The organism is Dehalococcoides sp. THU4 (genome assembly GCF_043231265.1).
Classification (GTDB): Bacteria; Chloroflexota; Dehalococcoidia; order Dehalococcoidales; family Dehalococcoidaceae; genus Dehalococcoides; species Dehalococcoides mccartyi.
Map to the genome: position 1 here is coordinate 1,233,205 of NZ_CP171266.1, position 14,924 is coordinate 1,248,128.

Annotated in this window: 15 protein-coding genes and 1 tRNA gene; 12 read left to right on the forward strand and 4 right to left on the reverse strand. The window is 48.4% G+C overall.

Features of this window, described 5'->3' with window-relative positions; genetic code table 11:
• The 3 genes from hisD to ACE6F3_RS06625 are packed head-to-tail and all read right to left on the reverse strand — an operon-like array spanning position 1 to position 3,955.
• A complete protein-coding gene (gene hisD, locus ACE6F3_RS06615) occupies positions 1–1,311 on the reverse strand; it encodes a histidinol dehydrogenase (RefSeq protein WP_279115658.1) in 1,311 nt (436 codons plus the stop codon).
• 6 nt (positions 1,312–1,317) lie between these two features.
• Positions 1,318–2,724 (reverse strand): ATP phosphoribosyltransferase, encoded by a 1,407-nt coding sequence (gene hisG / locus ACE6F3_RS06620; RefSeq protein ID WP_279115656.1) that lies wholly within the window; start codon positions 2,722–2,724, stop codon positions 1,318–1,320.
• Positions 2,717–3,955 (reverse strand): ATP phosphoribosyltransferase regulatory subunit, encoded by a 1,239-nt coding sequence (locus ACE6F3_RS06625; RefSeq protein WP_279115655.1) that lies wholly within the window; start codon positions 3,953–3,955, stop codon positions 2,717–2,719. Before ACE6F3_RS06625 ends, hisG begins: the two co-directional genes overlap by 8 nt.
• A 141-nt stretch (positions 3,956–4,096) precedes the next feature.
• Between ACE6F3_RS06625 and ACE6F3_RS06630 the strand changes: the two genes are divergently transcribed.
• A complete protein-coding gene (locus ACE6F3_RS06630; RefSeq protein WP_279115654.1) occupies positions 4,097–4,387 on the forward strand; it encodes an NfeD family protein in 291 nt (96 codons plus the stop codon).
• A complete protein-coding gene (locus tag ACE6F3_RS06635; protein WP_012882041.1) occupies positions 4,388–5,191 on the forward strand; it encodes a slipin family protein in 804 nt (267 codons plus the stop codon).
• A gap of 72 nt (positions 5,192–5,263) precedes the next feature.
• Here the strand turns inward: ACE6F3_RS06635 and ACE6F3_RS06640 are convergent, their stop codons facing one another.
• Positions 5,264–6,052, reverse strand: coding sequence for a biotin--[acetyl-CoA-carboxylase] ligase (locus ACE6F3_RS06640; protein ID WP_279115653.1), 789 nt, complete (start codon positions 6,050–6,052; stop codon positions 5,264–5,266).
• Between the two features lie 90 nt (positions 6,053–6,142).
• On the opposite strand from ACE6F3_RS06640, the gene ACE6F3_RS06645 reads away from it, so the two are divergent.
• The 10 genes from ACE6F3_RS06645 (at position 6,143) to lepA (ending at position 14,805) form a co-directional block, all read left to right on the forward strand.
• A complete protein-coding gene (locus ACE6F3_RS06645) occupies positions 6,143–6,694 on the forward strand; it encodes a DNA polymerase ligase N-terminal domain-containing protein (RefSeq protein ID WP_279115651.1) in 552 nt (183 codons plus the stop codon).
• Between the two features lie 35 nt (positions 6,695–6,729).
• Entirely contained in the window at positions 6,730–7,626 is an 897-nt protein-coding gene (locus ACE6F3_RS06650) for an ABC transporter ATP-binding protein (RefSeq protein ID WP_279115649.1), read from the forward strand.
• Positions 7,619–8,836, forward strand: a complete 1,218-nt coding sequence (locus tag ACE6F3_RS06655; protein WP_077975294.1) for an ABC transporter permease — start codon at positions 7,619–7,621, stop codon at positions 8,834–8,836. Before ACE6F3_RS06650 ends, ACE6F3_RS06655 begins: the two co-directional genes overlap by 8 nt.
• Positions 8,837–8,973: 137 nt before the next feature.
• Positions 8,974–9,048: transfer RNA gene (locus ACE6F3_RS06660), tRNA-Gly, on the forward strand.
• Positions 9,049–9,073: 25 nt separating this feature from the next.
• Positions 9,074–9,289, forward strand: a complete 216-nt coding sequence (locus tag ACE6F3_RS06665) for a hypothetical protein (RefSeq protein WP_010936581.1) — start codon at positions 9,074–9,076, stop codon at positions 9,287–9,289.
• Positions 9,290–9,335: 46 nt separating this feature from the next.
• Entirely contained in the window at positions 9,336–9,551 is a 216-nt protein-coding gene (locus tag ACE6F3_RS06670) for a hypothetical protein (protein WP_279115647.1), read from the forward strand.
• A gap of 288 nt (positions 9,552–9,839) precedes the next feature.
• Positions 9,840–11,063 carry an ABC transporter permease gene (locus ACE6F3_RS06675; RefSeq protein WP_279115645.1) on the forward strand — a complete coding sequence of 408 codons (1,224 nt, stop codon included), beginning with the start codon at positions 9,840–9,842 and terminating at the stop codon, positions 11,061–11,063.
• 1 nt (position 11,064) lies between these two features.
• Positions 11,065–11,775, forward strand: coding sequence for an ABC transporter ATP-binding protein (locus ACE6F3_RS06680; RefSeq protein WP_279115644.1), 711 nt, complete (start codon positions 11,065–11,067; stop codon positions 11,773–11,775).
• Positions 11,776–11,787: 12 nt separating this feature from the next.
• Entirely contained in the window at positions 11,788–12,924 is a 1,137-nt protein-coding gene (gene hemW, locus ACE6F3_RS06685) for a radical SAM family heme chaperone HemW (RefSeq protein ID WP_279115642.1), read from the forward strand.
• Between the two features lie 63 nt (positions 12,925–12,987).
• Complete coding sequence (gene lepA, locus ACE6F3_RS06690) at positions 12,988–14,805, forward strand: translation elongation factor 4 (protein ID WP_010936586.1); 1,818 nt, start codon at positions 12,988–12,990, stop codon at positions 14,803–14,805.
• Positions 14,806–14,924: the final 119 nt, after the last annotated feature.

The following is a 14,924-nucleotide window of genomic DNA, read 5'->3' on the forward strand; positions in this document are numbered from 1 at the left end:
TTATTCCATCCGCTTTAAAGCGGCTTCGGCATGGCATTCCAGCCCTTCGGCTCTGGCAATAGTGGCAGCGGCTTTCCCCAGCTTGGACACTTCCTCTTTGCTCACGTTTACAATATCTATATATTTTACAAAATCCAGTATATTAAGCGGGGAGCTGAAACGGGCAGTACCGGAGGTGGGCAAGGCATGGCTTGGCCCGGCTACATAATCCCCCATTACCACACTGGCTTTTTCCCCGTAGAAGATACAGCCGGCGTGATTTATACGGGATAAATACTGTTCTGAATCCTTTACCAGCAGGCATAAATGTTCGGCGGCATACATATTGGCCAGCGTAATGGCTTCATCCATATTATCCACAACCGCAATCAGCCCGTTGTCCCTTAAAGACTGCCGGATAATATCCTTTCGGGCACAGGTAGCAGCTTTTGTCTCCACGATATCATTCACCCGTTTTGCCAGTTCCTCAGATGTAGTCACCATAATAGGCGAAGCCAGCACGTCATGTTCGGCCTGGGCCAGTATGTCCAAGGCGCAGTATTCGGCATTTGCATACTGGTCAGCCAGTATCAATACCTCGCTAGGGCCTTGAAGCCCGTCAATATCTACCACTCCGAATACGGCTTTTTTGGCCAGTGTAACAAATATATTACCCGGCCCGCATATCTTGTCTACTTTGGGAATAGATTTGGTGCCGAAGGCAAGCGCTGCCACCGCCTGAGCGCCGCCGCAGGCAAATACCCTGTCTACTCCGGCTATATAAGCGGCAGCCAGAGTGGGCGCAGGTATTTTCCCGTCTGCTCCCGGCGGAGTCACCAGTATTATTTCATTTACCCCGGCTTCCTTGGCCGGAATAGCAGTCATCAGCACAGTTGACGGGTAAAAAGCTTTGCCGCCGGGTACATACAAGCCGACCCTTTCCAGCGGGCGGATAAGCTGTTTGCCCTGCATAATTTCAGCTGCTTTCCAGACAGCCTCTTTCTGAAAGCGGTGATAAGCCCGCACCTGAGCGGCGGCAAGTTTCAGTGCCTCAAAAAGTTCAGCAGATATTTCACCAGCGGCCTGCTTTATTTCGGCTGGGCTTACCTCAAGTTTTGAAATAGCGGCACGGTCAAACTTCAGGGTGTACTCTAAAACAGCTTTATCACCCTGTTTGCGTACATCGTCAATTATGCCGTTTACAGCTTTTTCGGGGTCAACCCCCAGCCGTTTGGCAAGTTCGGCTCTCTGGGTTTCGTCCAGAAAGAACCCGGTCTTATCCCGGCGGGAGAGCCTTTTTTCTGCTTGGGCAAACCCGCGGATTATTTCCATTTTACTTTAGGCCTCCAATGCCTTTTTAAGCATACTTATTACCGTGTTTATCCGTTCGCTCTTGGCGGCGGAAACTACACTCTGGTAGTTGGCTATAACACAGGCGGTAGATTCAAATAAAGTATCTATTATTTTCAGATTGTGGCGGGCAATAGTGCCGCCGGTTTCGGTATTTTCCACCAGCATATCGGCATCTTCCGGCAGAAAAGCCTCAGTAGCCCCCCAGGTTGGAACAATGCGGTAATGCCCCAGATGGTTGCTTCTGGCGTAAAAGTCAGAAATATTGGTATACTCGGAAGCTATCCGCATTTCGCGGCTGCCGCAGTAATCTTTCAGTTCGTCCAGATTGGAAACCGGCACGTCGTTATGCACCACCGCCACCAGTTTCACCCAGCCGTATTTCAAATCCAGCAGTTCCTTTACCGGGCTGGTCGGGAACTGGTAAAGATGGTCAGTCAGCCAATCACGCCCGGTAATAGCCAGGTCAAAATTGCCGTTGGCTACCTGTATGGGCATATCCTGGGGGCGGATTACCTTTACCGCAATGCCGTTTATGCCGAATGCCGGACGGTGATTGCCCGTGGCAGATGGGTAGTCTTCAATAGCTATCCCGGCGGCATCCAGTATCTTGCGGACATGGGGCTGCTGATGCCCGTCAGGCAGTGCCAAACGCACAGTATCATCCGGCATATCCAGAAAAGATGGCTGGCAGCCATTTACTGGTTCAATCTTAATATCTTCCACTTTGGGTTCAACATACTGGCTGATATTTGCCATTACAGATGAAATAGCCCCGCTCAGGTCTTTTTCTTCAAGGCTCTGGCTGTTGGCTATCAGGTAGGCTTTAAAATCCAGCACTTTGGCGATCGAACGCAGATTCTTTTTAGCCAGGTCCGCTTCGGACTTGCGCGGCAGAATAACCACTTCGGCGGTATCCGGCGGATAAGCCTCTGCCGAACCCCAAAGCGGGAAAATACTGAAATTTTTAAGCCGCAGCTGCATGGCAAATGCCTCGGCGATATTCGGGTATTCGCTGGCTATGCGTATGCGGGTACTGCAGGCGGAAAGCGCCGCCAGGCTGTCATACGAGCTGTTTACAGCCGTTGCCGCATATAAAGCGCCATGCCCATAGCCCAGGTTTTTCAGTTTGACTATACTACTGGAAGGGTAACGTGAAGTCAGTTCGGTAAGCCAGTCTGCCCCGCAGACACCCAAATCATAGTTGCCTATGGCCAGCTGAATGGGTATATCTTTTTCGTGAAATATTTTGGCGGACATTTCCGGATTGGAAACTGATTTAAAGCAGTATATTTTAGCCTTATCCACGTATCCGTCAAGCCCCCACTGGCTTTTCTCCAGCAGGGCTTTGGTATCACCAAGTAATCTGCCTTTTGGCAGAGCCACTCTAAGCATCTTCTTCACCGCTTAGCAGGCATATTACCTCGGCCTGATTTTTAAACTCTGTGGTTTTGTCTTCAATCAGGTCTGTTACTTCATAGCTGTCAGCCGCTTTTACCGTAACTGCCCAGCCATAGGCTGCCGTATCCACACCGGGGTAAAAAAGCTCAGCGCTTATGCCGCACTCGCGGATAAGGTTAGCCATTTCGTAGGCATTTTTAAGGTTGTCACCTTCATATTTTATAAGTATTTTTTCTTCTACCATGTCATACATATCTTCGGCATCTATCATGGGGATAAGGCGGTTCAGATACAAAGCAAACCCGGCTGCCGGTTTGTCAGGACCGCCCAGCAGGGGGATAAGCTTATCATAGCGGCCGCCGCCGCCCACGTGTTCGCCGTTTACGAACAAATGGAAAATTACCCCGGTATAGTATTCAAAACCTTTACCGGAGGCAAGGTCTATCTGGTAGCTGACACCCAGCTTATCCAGTACGTCTACCCCGGCAATAAAATCATTCAGGGGTTCTTCCAGGTCACCGCCGGCAGTCCCGGCCATGGCCATTACATTTTTAAGGAAAGCGGCTGAAGTGCCTTTGTTTTCCATCAGGAGCTTCAGGGTGCGGAAAAGTTCAGGTTTTTCGGCCTCAAGCCTGCTCATCAGGGCAACATCCCCATCCAGCAGTTGGTCAAATATTTTATGCTGTTCATCAGCATTCGGCTCAAGCTGGGCCAGCACCGCTTTTATAAGCTGGGAATGGGAAAGCCTTAGCTCCACATCTTCAAAACCCAGTCTGGACAGGGTTTCCAACGCCAGCGTAATCAGCTCAGCATTAGCTTCCGAACCGGTAACGCCGATAAGTTCGGCTCCCAGCTGCCAGTTTTCGCGGGATTTTTTGCCTGTTTCATCAAAGCGGAAAATATTGGAGGTATAGCACAAACGGGCAACTTCCATTTCCTGGAGGTTGTCTATATAAAGTCTGGCAGCCGGTATAGTACCGTCCGGCCGCAGTACAACCCTTTCGCCGCTCCAGCCGTCCCAGTCCAAAAAGGAATATACCCTTTTAAGCATCTGGGGGGTAAGTGTGCCGCTTGAAGTAAACAGGCTTAGGTATTCCAGCATGGGGGTACGCACTTCTTCGTAACCCCAGGTAATGCAACTGTCATGGAAAATGCTTTCTATATACCTGAACCGAAGCATATCTTCGGGTAATAAATCACTGCAGCCTTTACAACGCGCAATCATGTTCTTCTACTCCGTTTAAAGTTAGTCTGTAGATTTTACAATACCCGGCCTGACCAAGCAAATAGTAGTAAAGTTATTGAAATATTATACCTTAAAGCAATATACTTTAGTCGTCTTGTATTGGCCGGCAAAGGAGTAAGTATGAGCTGGTATTGGATAATCCCGTTAATAATTATAGCTGTACTGGTAATAATTTTTGTGGTAAATCAGGTGGTCAGCGCCCACCTCAGGCAGGCTGCCACCGGCAAAGAAGAGCTGTACGGCAAAAAAGCTCTGGTAAAAACCCCGCTCAACCCCGAAGGGAAAGTGCTGTATGACGGGGAGATATGGGCGGCGCATATTGAAAACGGCTCTGCCGAAGTGGGACAGGAAGTAGTAATAGTACGTCTGGAAGGACTGAAATTGTACGTCAAAATGGAAAGGAGTGAATAAATGGAGGAAACCCTGAACACTTTAATAACGGTCGGGGTGGTTCTGGTTATACTGCTGCTTATACTCAGTATGGCCGTCAAGGTAGTTGCCGAATACGAACGGGGTGTCATATTCCGGCTGGGGCGGCTTATCGGCGGCAAAGGGCCGGGTTTATTTTTCCTTATCCCCTTTGTAGACCGCATGGTAAAGGTTGACCTGCGGGTAGTCACTATGGATGTACCCGGACAGGAAGTCATTACCCGTGACAATGTCACCGTAAGGGTTAATGCCGTGGTTTATTTCAGAGTGGTAGACCCTGAAGCCTCGGTGGTAAAGGTGGTTGACCATTACCGGGCTACTTCCCAGATTTCCCAGACTACCCTCAGAAATGTACTTGGCCAGTCAGAGCTTGACGAACTGCTCTCCCAGCGTGAAAAACTGAACCAGATACTTCAGCAGATTATAGACGAAGCTACTGCCCCGTGGGGTGTCAAGGTTAGCATTGTAGAAATAAAAGAAGTGGAACTGCCCGAAGCTATGAAACGGTCTATGGCCGCTCAGGCTGAAGCCGAGCGGGTACGCCGGGCCAAGATTATTCATGCCGAAGGCGAAATGCAGGCTTCCCAGAAACTGGCTCAGGCCGGCAAGGTTATTGCCAAAGAGCCGGTCAGCCTCCAGCTGCGTTACCTGCAAACCATGACCGAAATTGCTTCGGAACACTCTAACACTATAATTTTCCCTGTGCCGGTAGACCTTATCAGCATGTTCATGGATAAAGGTAAAGGCATGACTAACCCCAAGACTGAAAAAGACACTAAAGAATAGCTTTTTACCGTCATGTAAATTAGAAGGCCTGCTTTAAAAGCAGGCCTTCTTTATATATTAGTGTATTAAATCTCATTCCGCATGCCGCAGGCTTACATCACCCGCCACTATATGCACCATATTACCGTCCGCCAGCCGTATTTTCAGACTGCCGTCCGGAACTACGCTTTCCACAATACCCCGGTAAGTATCTTTGCCGCTTGTTACGTCTACCTCTTTACCCAGAGTAATCAAGCGTTTTCTCCACATTTCAAAAATGCACTCGCCATATTCGTTCAGGCCCAGATACAGCCTTTCAAACTCATGCAGAAAGCTCACTATCAGCTTCTCACAGCTGACAGGTTTGCCGGTATGGTTTATCAGGCTGGTGGCAATACCCTTTAGTTCAGGGTATGACTGCATGTCTGTATTTACGTTTATACCCAGCCCCACCGCACTGAAGTTTACCTGCCCGTCACGTATATCATTTTCCACCAGCATACCGCACACTTTCTTGCCGTCTATCAGGATATCATTCGGCCATTTAAGCTCACCAATCAGGCCGGTGGTATTCTCTATGGCAAAGCTGACTGCCAGCGAAGCGGCCATTATCAGGCGGGAAAGCTGATTTTGATTCGGGCGCAGTATCAGGGACATATAGATATTACCCTGGGGCGATACCCATAATCTTTTCAGGCGTCCATGCCCCTCGGTTTGTTTTGCGGTTATTACCAAAGTACCCGCCTGGGAACCTTTGCATGCCATATCCATAGCGGTTGTCTGGGTAGATGCAGTTTCGGGCAGATATATTATTTCCCTGCCCATAAGACAGGTATGCAAATTGTTCTGAATATCACTTAGGGAAATAAAAGGTTCATCCATATGTTTCTCCATCTCCCCTAAAGTGTCTGGACTTTAGGCCGTAACCGTTATATTATACAACAATAAGCACGTCTGAGGAGTAAACTTGTTATGCCTGCCAGCCCGCTGGAAGAATATAACCGCAAACGTGATTTTAATAAAACCGCCGAACCGTCAGGGGCAAAAAGCCCGCCATCCGCTAACCCCGTGTTTGTTGTGCAGAAACATCTTGCCAGCCATTTGCATTATGATTTCAGGCTGGAAATTGACGGCGTATTAAAGTCATGGGCTGTTCCCAAAGGACCGTCTGCCAGTCCCAAAGAAAAAAGGCTGGCGGTTGCCACCGAGGACCACCCCATACAGTATGCCTCTTTTGAAGGGGTAATACCGGCCGGGGAATATGGTGCCGGTAAAGTTATTGTCTGGGACAGGGGCACTTTTCAGAACCTGAAAGACGGCAAAACACTGGAGGAATCTTACAGCACAGGGCATCTGGTTATAAACCTTCAGGGTGAAAAACTTAAAGGCGGTTATTCGCTTTTGCGGACTAAAATGGGCTGGCTGATGGTCAAGATGGAAGACGAGTTTGCCCGTCCTTTGTCAGATATACTTAACGAACAGCCTGCTTCAGTAATAAGCGGCAGGCTGGTAGAAGAAATTTAGTTTAGCCGGGTTTAAACCTTACCGGGGAGTAGTCTATGAGTGTAATAGAAACACATGGCATAACCAAAATATACGGCCGCAATGTTATAGTGAATGATTTATCACTTAGCCTTGAGCGGGGGCAGATTATGGGGCTGATTGGGCCGAACGGAGCGGGTAAAACTACAACCATTCGGATGATAATGGATATTATCAAACCTGACAGCGGCAAGGTACTTATACTGGATAAACCTATGGATGCTGATGCCCAAAACCATATCGGTTACCTGCCTGAGGAGCGCGGTCTTTACCGCAAGCAGAAAATAATTGACTCCCTGGTATATCTGGCCAGCCTGAAAGGTATGAATCCGTCTGCCGCCAGGGTAAGAGCACTGGAATTACTGGAAAAGGTAGGACTTTTGGCTCATGCCGAAAAGAAAATAGAACAGCTTTCTCATGGCATGGGGCAGCTGGTTCAGCTGGTTTCCACTATTATCCATGACCCGGCTCTGATGATAATAGACGAGCCTTTTAACGGTCTGGACCCGGTAAATGTCCAGCTGGTAAAAGACCTTATGATGGAACTGCGCAGCCAGAACAAATCACTTATTCTTTCCACCCATCGTATGAATGAAGTAGAAGAAATGTGTGACCGCGTTTGCATGCTTAATAAAGGCCAGCAGGTACTCTACGGTAATCTGGCGGATATCAAAAACCGCTACCGCAGTAATACGCTTGAGGTAGATTATGATGGCGAATTCCCCCGGCTGGATAAAATAAGTGACCTGCAAGCCGAGAACGGCAAAGCCCATATTATACTAAACGGCAGCACCACTACCCAGGATGTGCTGGTGCAGCTGGTGAACAGCGGGCTGGTTATTCACCGCTTTGAGGTGGCCACCCCCACTCTAAATGATATCTTTATCAGCATTGCAGGTAAGAAAAATGTCTAAATACAGCATTGTTTTAAAGCACGAGTTTATGTCAACTATCAAACGCAAGGGGTTTGTAATAACCTCGCTGGCTTTGCCGGTGATTGGTTTGGTGGGTATTCTGGTGGGTATGCTAATCCAGAATATAAACGCACAGCCGGATACTTCCGAACCGCTTCAAGTGGGCTACGTGGACAACACAGGTATTTTCAGCGGCTATCAGGACCAGCCGGGGGTTGTACTGGTGCCCCAAACAGACTCTCAAACCGCAGTTGATAATATGCTAAGCGGGGAACTGGACGAGTTTCTTATCATACCTGAGGATTATATAAATACGGGTATCATTCAGCGTTTTACCATGCAGGCCGAGACAAACCCCGGCGGCGATATCACCTACGCTATATCCAATTTTCTAACCTCCAATCTTTTAGATGGCAAGGTTGATACTGATATCTTAGGCCGGGTGCAAAACCCGTTTGCCCTGATAAGTACCGTTATAGACGAAACCGGCCAGCCGGCACCCGGTCAGGGCGGCATTCCCAATTATATTGTTTCCTATCTATTCGGCATACTTTTACTGATGTCCATATTTACAGCTTCGGGTTATTTGCTGCAGGGTCTTAGTGAGGAAAAGGAAAACCGTATTATGGAGGTACTCCTCTCCTCTGTTACCACCCGTGAACTTATGACCGGTAAAATAATAGGGCTGGGGCTGGCAGGTCTTATACAGGTTGCCTTCTGGCTGGTCTGTGCCTGGGGCTTGGTAAAATTTGCCACCAACACTTTCGGTGATATTCTGGGTGCTTTGTCTATACCGGCAGATATGATTATAGTCTGTCTGGTTTTCTTTATACTGGGTTACTTCCTGTACGCAATCATGATGGCGGCCATAGGTGCTGTTACCTCTAACGTACGTGACGGGCAGCAGCTATCTGTTATTGTCACCATGTCAGCCGCTTTCCCTTTTTACATTATGCCCTTTATCTTAGACGGTGGTGACAACCTGCTTAACCAGATACTTTCCCTGTTTCCCCTTACCTCACCCCTTACTATTATTATGCGGATGGGTATCGGCATACCTGTATGGGAAATTGTACTGGCGGCTATTCTCCTCGCGCTCACTATCTGGTTTTTTTTCGGTCTGGCCGCCAAATTATTCAGAATCTTTTTGCTCATGTATGGCAAAACCCCCAGCATAAAGGAGATAATGCATCTTATCAGGCAAACTTAGGCTGGCCGGGGCAGCAATACTCCGGCTTACCTTCCCCGGCCGGGAGCAAAGCCGATATTTTGTATGTCAGAACAAGCCGGAAAACTGCCAAGCCCTTTACTATTCGGCCGAATTGCTCTAAAATAGCCTCAAAACTTGCGGGTGTAACTCAGCGGTAGAGTGCTTGCTTCCCAAGCAAGACGTCGCGGGTTCGAATCCCGTCACCCGCTCCATAACAAAATTTGAAAGAGGTGCTGCGTGGGAACTGCAATTGATTACCAGAAGCAAATGACCGAAATCGTGTATGTAAACCTGCCAGGGCCTGAAGAACCTCAACCCGGCATGACTGGCGGGGAACTTTTGCATGGCTTTTTGGCTGAGCTCAACCGAGCTCCTTCAGCTGAGACACGGGCTTTTGTAAGCACTCTGGCATCCAAGTGGAATATTCACTACCGCAATAGCAGCGGGCGTTAATAACCCCCTTGCACATATCCCATCAAGGGGGTAGATGAGGTGCAATATGGGTGTAGCAATTGAATACCAGAAGATTATGACCGAGATTGTATATATCAATCTGCCCGGTCCGGAAGAGCCTATGCCCGGTATGACAGGCGGGGAACTCCTGCATGGTTTTTTAGCCGAGCTTAACCGTGCAGTTTCACCTGAAAGCCGGGCATATATTGCTTCTTTGGCTGCCAAGTGGAACATCCATTACCGCAGCGCCCCTTCCAAGTAAATCCGTTTGTGATTATATAGTAGCTTCGGTAAGCATCTGTAACACGATGCACAGTTGTATCCTGTCCTGTCAGCCAAACACACACTGCCGCATAAGCCGCCGATATTATTCCCCGTTTTTCGTTAGCTGCTTTTGCCAAGCAATATTTGCGTGCTTGCCCATACACTTCTCATTTACCCCTCAGTAACTACTTGTATTTTGCTGCAACTGGTGTGAATTGCAATAAAAATGATTGACAAAAGCAGTTTTCTGAAATAATCTTTTTAAACAGCCAACAGGTGAGATTATTTGAAAGAGATTTTGCATTACGCTTGGATAGAAATTATCCGCCGTCCTGCCCGCAGCATTGGCAACATGCTGGGCTACAGCTTGGCACTAGCCATTGTCGTAGTATTGTTTTCAGTGCTCAGTTTTTCCCAGGACGCCTCTACTGCGGTACTTAATTCTACCGGTACTCATTTCATAACTTATCTCCCCCAGTGCAATACCGAAGCCTGTGCTGTAGACCTTAAAGATCCGCTTCACGAAGGTTTTATAGCCAACAACACTCCGGCAAAAGTAATTTCAGCTGATATTGTCAGCCAGATAACGGCGCTTGATACCGTAAAAGATGCCTCGGCTTTTATTCTGTTCCGTTTTTACGACGAAGCCACCGCTAAATACACTCTGGTAGCAGGTTTTGATCCTCTTAATGACACGGCAGTCAAAACGAACTGCTGTGCTGCCGGGGATATTATCCAGGGCGAATTCCTTACCCCAACTGATACCGGGCTGGTCATGCTTGAGGAATCCTTTGCTCTGGCTGAAAACCTTCCGGTAGGTTTCCGGCTGGATATAGGCGGACAGAGCTTTCAGGTGGAGGGAATTATAAATGCGGGCATACGCCCCGGCAAAGCTGATGTCTATATGCCTATAAACGAGCTTCGCACTCTTATAAATACCCGCCTTAATACTGCTCTGCCATCGGATGCAACCAACATTATACTGGTGGAATCTGCCGGTGCAAATGTACATTACCAGGCTATAAATCAGGTAGAAGAAATAATGGGTGACCGTAGTCTGGTTTCCACTTATGCCTGTTCCAAACTAGCTTCAACCGCCATGGGCATAGGTGAAAATGGCATCTGGCTGATTTCAGGTATTTTACTTATAAGCGTAATTGCTCTGGCCTTGAAATCTGAATATTCGGCGGTACTGGAACGTCGGCGGGATATCGGTATCTTAAAAGCCATAGGCCTTAACAACAGCACTATTGTCTGGCAGATAACCAGTCAGTCAGTTATACAGGCACTTATCGGAGCCGGAGCAGGTATTTTGCTGGGTATTATACTTATATACGCTGTGCCGTTTGCCAGTCTCAGTGGAATTGTCAGCCAGGATACGCTGGGAATTGACTGGACGGTCACGCTGAGCGCTTTCGGTCTGGCCATGGCCGGCGGAATAATAGCCGGGATAATCCCCGCCTTAAGCGCAGCCTCAATGCGCCCGGCTGAAAGCCTGAGGGGGCTCTAGAATGAAAAAGTCCAGCCTGGAAGCCATACATCTTCGCCGTTCTTTCCGGAAAGGTGTCCAATCCATATCCGTTTTACGGGATATCAATCTGCGGGTTGAGCCGGGTGAAGTGGTGGTTATCCGCGGCAAGAGCGGGGCAGGTAAGTCCGTTCTCCTATGGATATTATCCGGTTTAGACAATCCGGATTCGGGAAAGGTGCTTTTTGACGGGCGGGAATTAAATACACTTGGCAATTCGCAGCGCTCTGAACTCCGCCGGAGCCGCCTGGGCATTATTTTCCAGAATTTCAATCTGATTGGTTCTTGGAATACATATGAAAACGTGGCAATCGCCTTGCATAATTCCGCGCTTTCTGAGCTTGAAAAATCAGAGCGGATTCACCGTATTTTAGCGGATTTGGGACTATCGGACAGGCTTCAAAACCTGCCCGCCGAGCTAAGTATCGGGCAGCAGCAAAGGGTGGCTATTGCCCGGACACTGGCCGCCAAACCCGAAATAATACTGGCAGATGAGCCCACCGGTGATGTAGACCCCGAAACCGGGGCTGAAATAATAGAGATGCTGCTCTCACCGGTAAAAGCAGGCAAAGCCGGGTTGGTAGTAGCTACCCACGGCAATTTCCCTCTAGCGGTTGCTACCAGGGTATATACCCTAAGCGATGGTGTTTTAATACCGTTTGAACCTTCTACTGCCTCCGCTGCCCAATCCTGATATAATAGTCTTATGACAGACACCAGCCTTGCCTTATATCTCCACTTTCCCTTTTGCCTGCAAAAATGCGGATACTGCTCGTTTGTTTCTTACCCTGCAAGATTGGATTGCCTGACTGATTATGTAAAATGCCTTAGAAAAGAAATAAAGTCTAGGGCAAGCGGGCTTTACTTTCACAGCCTGTATTTTGGCGGCGGTACACCCAGCCTCTTATCCCCTTCGCAAGTGGCAGATATTTTAGCCGGTATACGCGCTGCGGCATATTTGTTGCCAGATGCGGAAATTACCTTTGAGGCAAATCCCGGTACGCTGGCCCTGCCTTATCTTCCAGAAATAAAAAGCCTGGGCATAAACCGCTTAAGTCTGGGTATCCAAAGCTTTTCGGATGCCGAACTGACAATGCTTGGGCGGCTACATAATGCCGGAAAAGCCCGTGAAGCATATAAACAGGCCAGAGCCGCCGGCTTTAATAATATCAGTCTTGACCTTATATATGGCCTGCCAAATTCCACCGTTAGTTCTTTTAAAAAAAATCTGGCAGAAGCGCTGGCACTTGCTCCGGAACATATTTCACTTTACGGCCTGACTTTAGAAGAAGATACACCTATGTACCGGCAGGTGCAAAAAGGATTGCTGCCTGAAATAAATGCCGAAACTGCGGCTGACCAGTATCAAGCCGCCGAAGACATACTGGCGAAAGCCGGATACCGCCATTATGAGATATCTAACTGGGCTAAACAGGGATACGAAAGCCGCCATAACCTTACCTACTGGCAAAACAGGCCGTATCTGGGTCTGGGAGCGGCCGGGCACTCCTTTCTTGAGAATTGGCGGCTGGCAAATACCTCCAGCCTGGATGAATATTTAAACAGCTGGCAAAATGACCTCCCGCCGAAGCCATCTGAAAATATATATGTAGATTTGAAAAATCAACTGGCTGAAACTATCATACTGGGTCTTCGGCTGGATAAGGGTATAACTGCCGAAGATATTGAAAACCGCTTCGGGCAACATGTGATGGACAAATATTTTCCGGTTATACAGGAATGCACGGGGCTGGGCCTTTTAGAAAAATCTGATGGCTATATCCGCCTGACTCCCAGAGGCCGCCTGCTCTCAAACGAGGTTTTCTGGCGTTTCTTGCCTTAAAGGTGAAAATACGCTAATTTATATATCCGGCAGCATACAAGTGTATAGTTAAAAGTTGGTGATATGAGTCAATCCGCTACAAGAAATTTCTGCATTATTGCCCATATAGATCACGGCAAATCCACTCTGGCTGACCGCCTGATAGAGATGACGGGTACACTCAGGCATGATGAAATGTGCGAACAGGTCATGGACAGCATGGAGCTGGAACGTGAGCGCGGCATAACCATAAAAGCCAAGGCTATCCGCCTACGCTATCTGTCAAAGGATAGCCATGAATACCGGCTGAACCTTATAGATACTCCCGGACACGTGGATTTTTCCTATGAAGTTTCACGGACTATTGCCGCCTGTGAAGGGGCTATTCTGGTTATAGATGCAACTCAGGGTATTCAGGCCCAGACTCTGGCCAATGTTTACCTTGCAATAGAGTACAATCTGGAAATTATTCCGGTTATCAATAAGATAGACCTGCCGGGGGCTGATATCCCGCGGGTGATGGGCGAAATTAAAAGCGTACTGGGTTATGACGAAGATGCCGTAATCCAGATAAGTGCCAAACTGGGTTTGGGCGTGCCGGAACTGCTGGAAGCTATCGTAGCCAGAGTGCCTGCCCCCAAGGGTGATGGCAAGCTGCCCCTGCGGGCGCTTATATTTGATTCGCATTATGACCCTTATAAGGGTGTGGTTGCCTACCTGCGGGTGGCAGACGGGAATATAAACAAGGGTGATGATTTGCGCCTGATGGGACAGGGTACGGAATTTAAGGTGCTTGAAGCCGGGTATTTTGCCCCTGCCCAGGTTGCCGCTTTGAGGTTAGACGTAGGTGATGTAGGCTATGTAGCCACCGGACTTAAATCTGTGGGCGAATGCCGGGTGGGTGATACAGTTACTTTGCAGCACGGGGGCGCAATCCAGCCGCTTATAGGTTATCACCCGGCCAAGGCCATGGTTTTTGCCGGTATTTATCCCACTCAGACAGATGATTATCACGAACTACGTGAGGCTATGGAAAAGCTGAGCCTGAATGATGCCTCGCTGTCTTATGAACCGGAATCCAGCCCGCTTTTAGGGCATGGTTTCCGCTGCGGTTTTTTGGGGCTGCTCCATCTGGATATAATTGTAGAACGGCTGGAACGTGAGTTTAACCTTTCACTGGTAGTAACCTCCCCCGGTGTTAGCCTGACAGTCACCCGTACCAGCGGTGAGGTTCTTACGGTCGTAAACCCTAATGAGATGCCCCTTCCCCACGAGATTGCCAGTATTGAAGAGCCATGGGTTTCGGTGGTGATTATAACGCCCTCAAAATATATCGGTACGGTTATGGATTTAGTCCGGGAAAATTACGGCGTTTATAAAAATACCGAGTATCTGGGGCAGCTGGCCATGAGTGAGCTTGGCCAGCGGGTACAGCTTCATTATGATATGCCGCTGCGTTCCATACTTACCACCTTCCATGACCAGCTTAAAAGCCGGACTCAGGGTTATGCTTCGCTGGACTACGAATTTGTTGGTTACCGCATTGCCAACCTTTCAAAGATAGACGTACTGGTAAATGATGTTGCGGTAGATGCTTTCAGCCGCATTATCCCTCCGGATAAAGCCCATGAAATTGGTGAGGCACTGGTAAAGAAGCTGAAGGAAATGATACCCCGGCAGCTATATCAGGTCACCCTTCAGGCGGCTATCGGCAGCAAGATTGTAGCCCGGGCTGATATATCTGCCAAGCGCAAAGACGTAATTGCCAAATGTTACGGCGGTGATATTACCCGTAAACGCAAACTTCTGGATAAGCAGAAGGAAGGCAAGAAGAAGATGCGCCAGATTGGCAAAGTGGAAGTGCCCAAAGAAGCATTTCTAAGTGTCTTAAAGCTCCAATAGCCTGTTTTTTCAGCCTTGCCAAAGGGCATTTAGTGTGTTACAATACCGCCACTTAAGCTACTTTCGGGTATTCTATTGTCTTTTGCATACGTATGTCTTTATGCCCGGGGTAGACATTA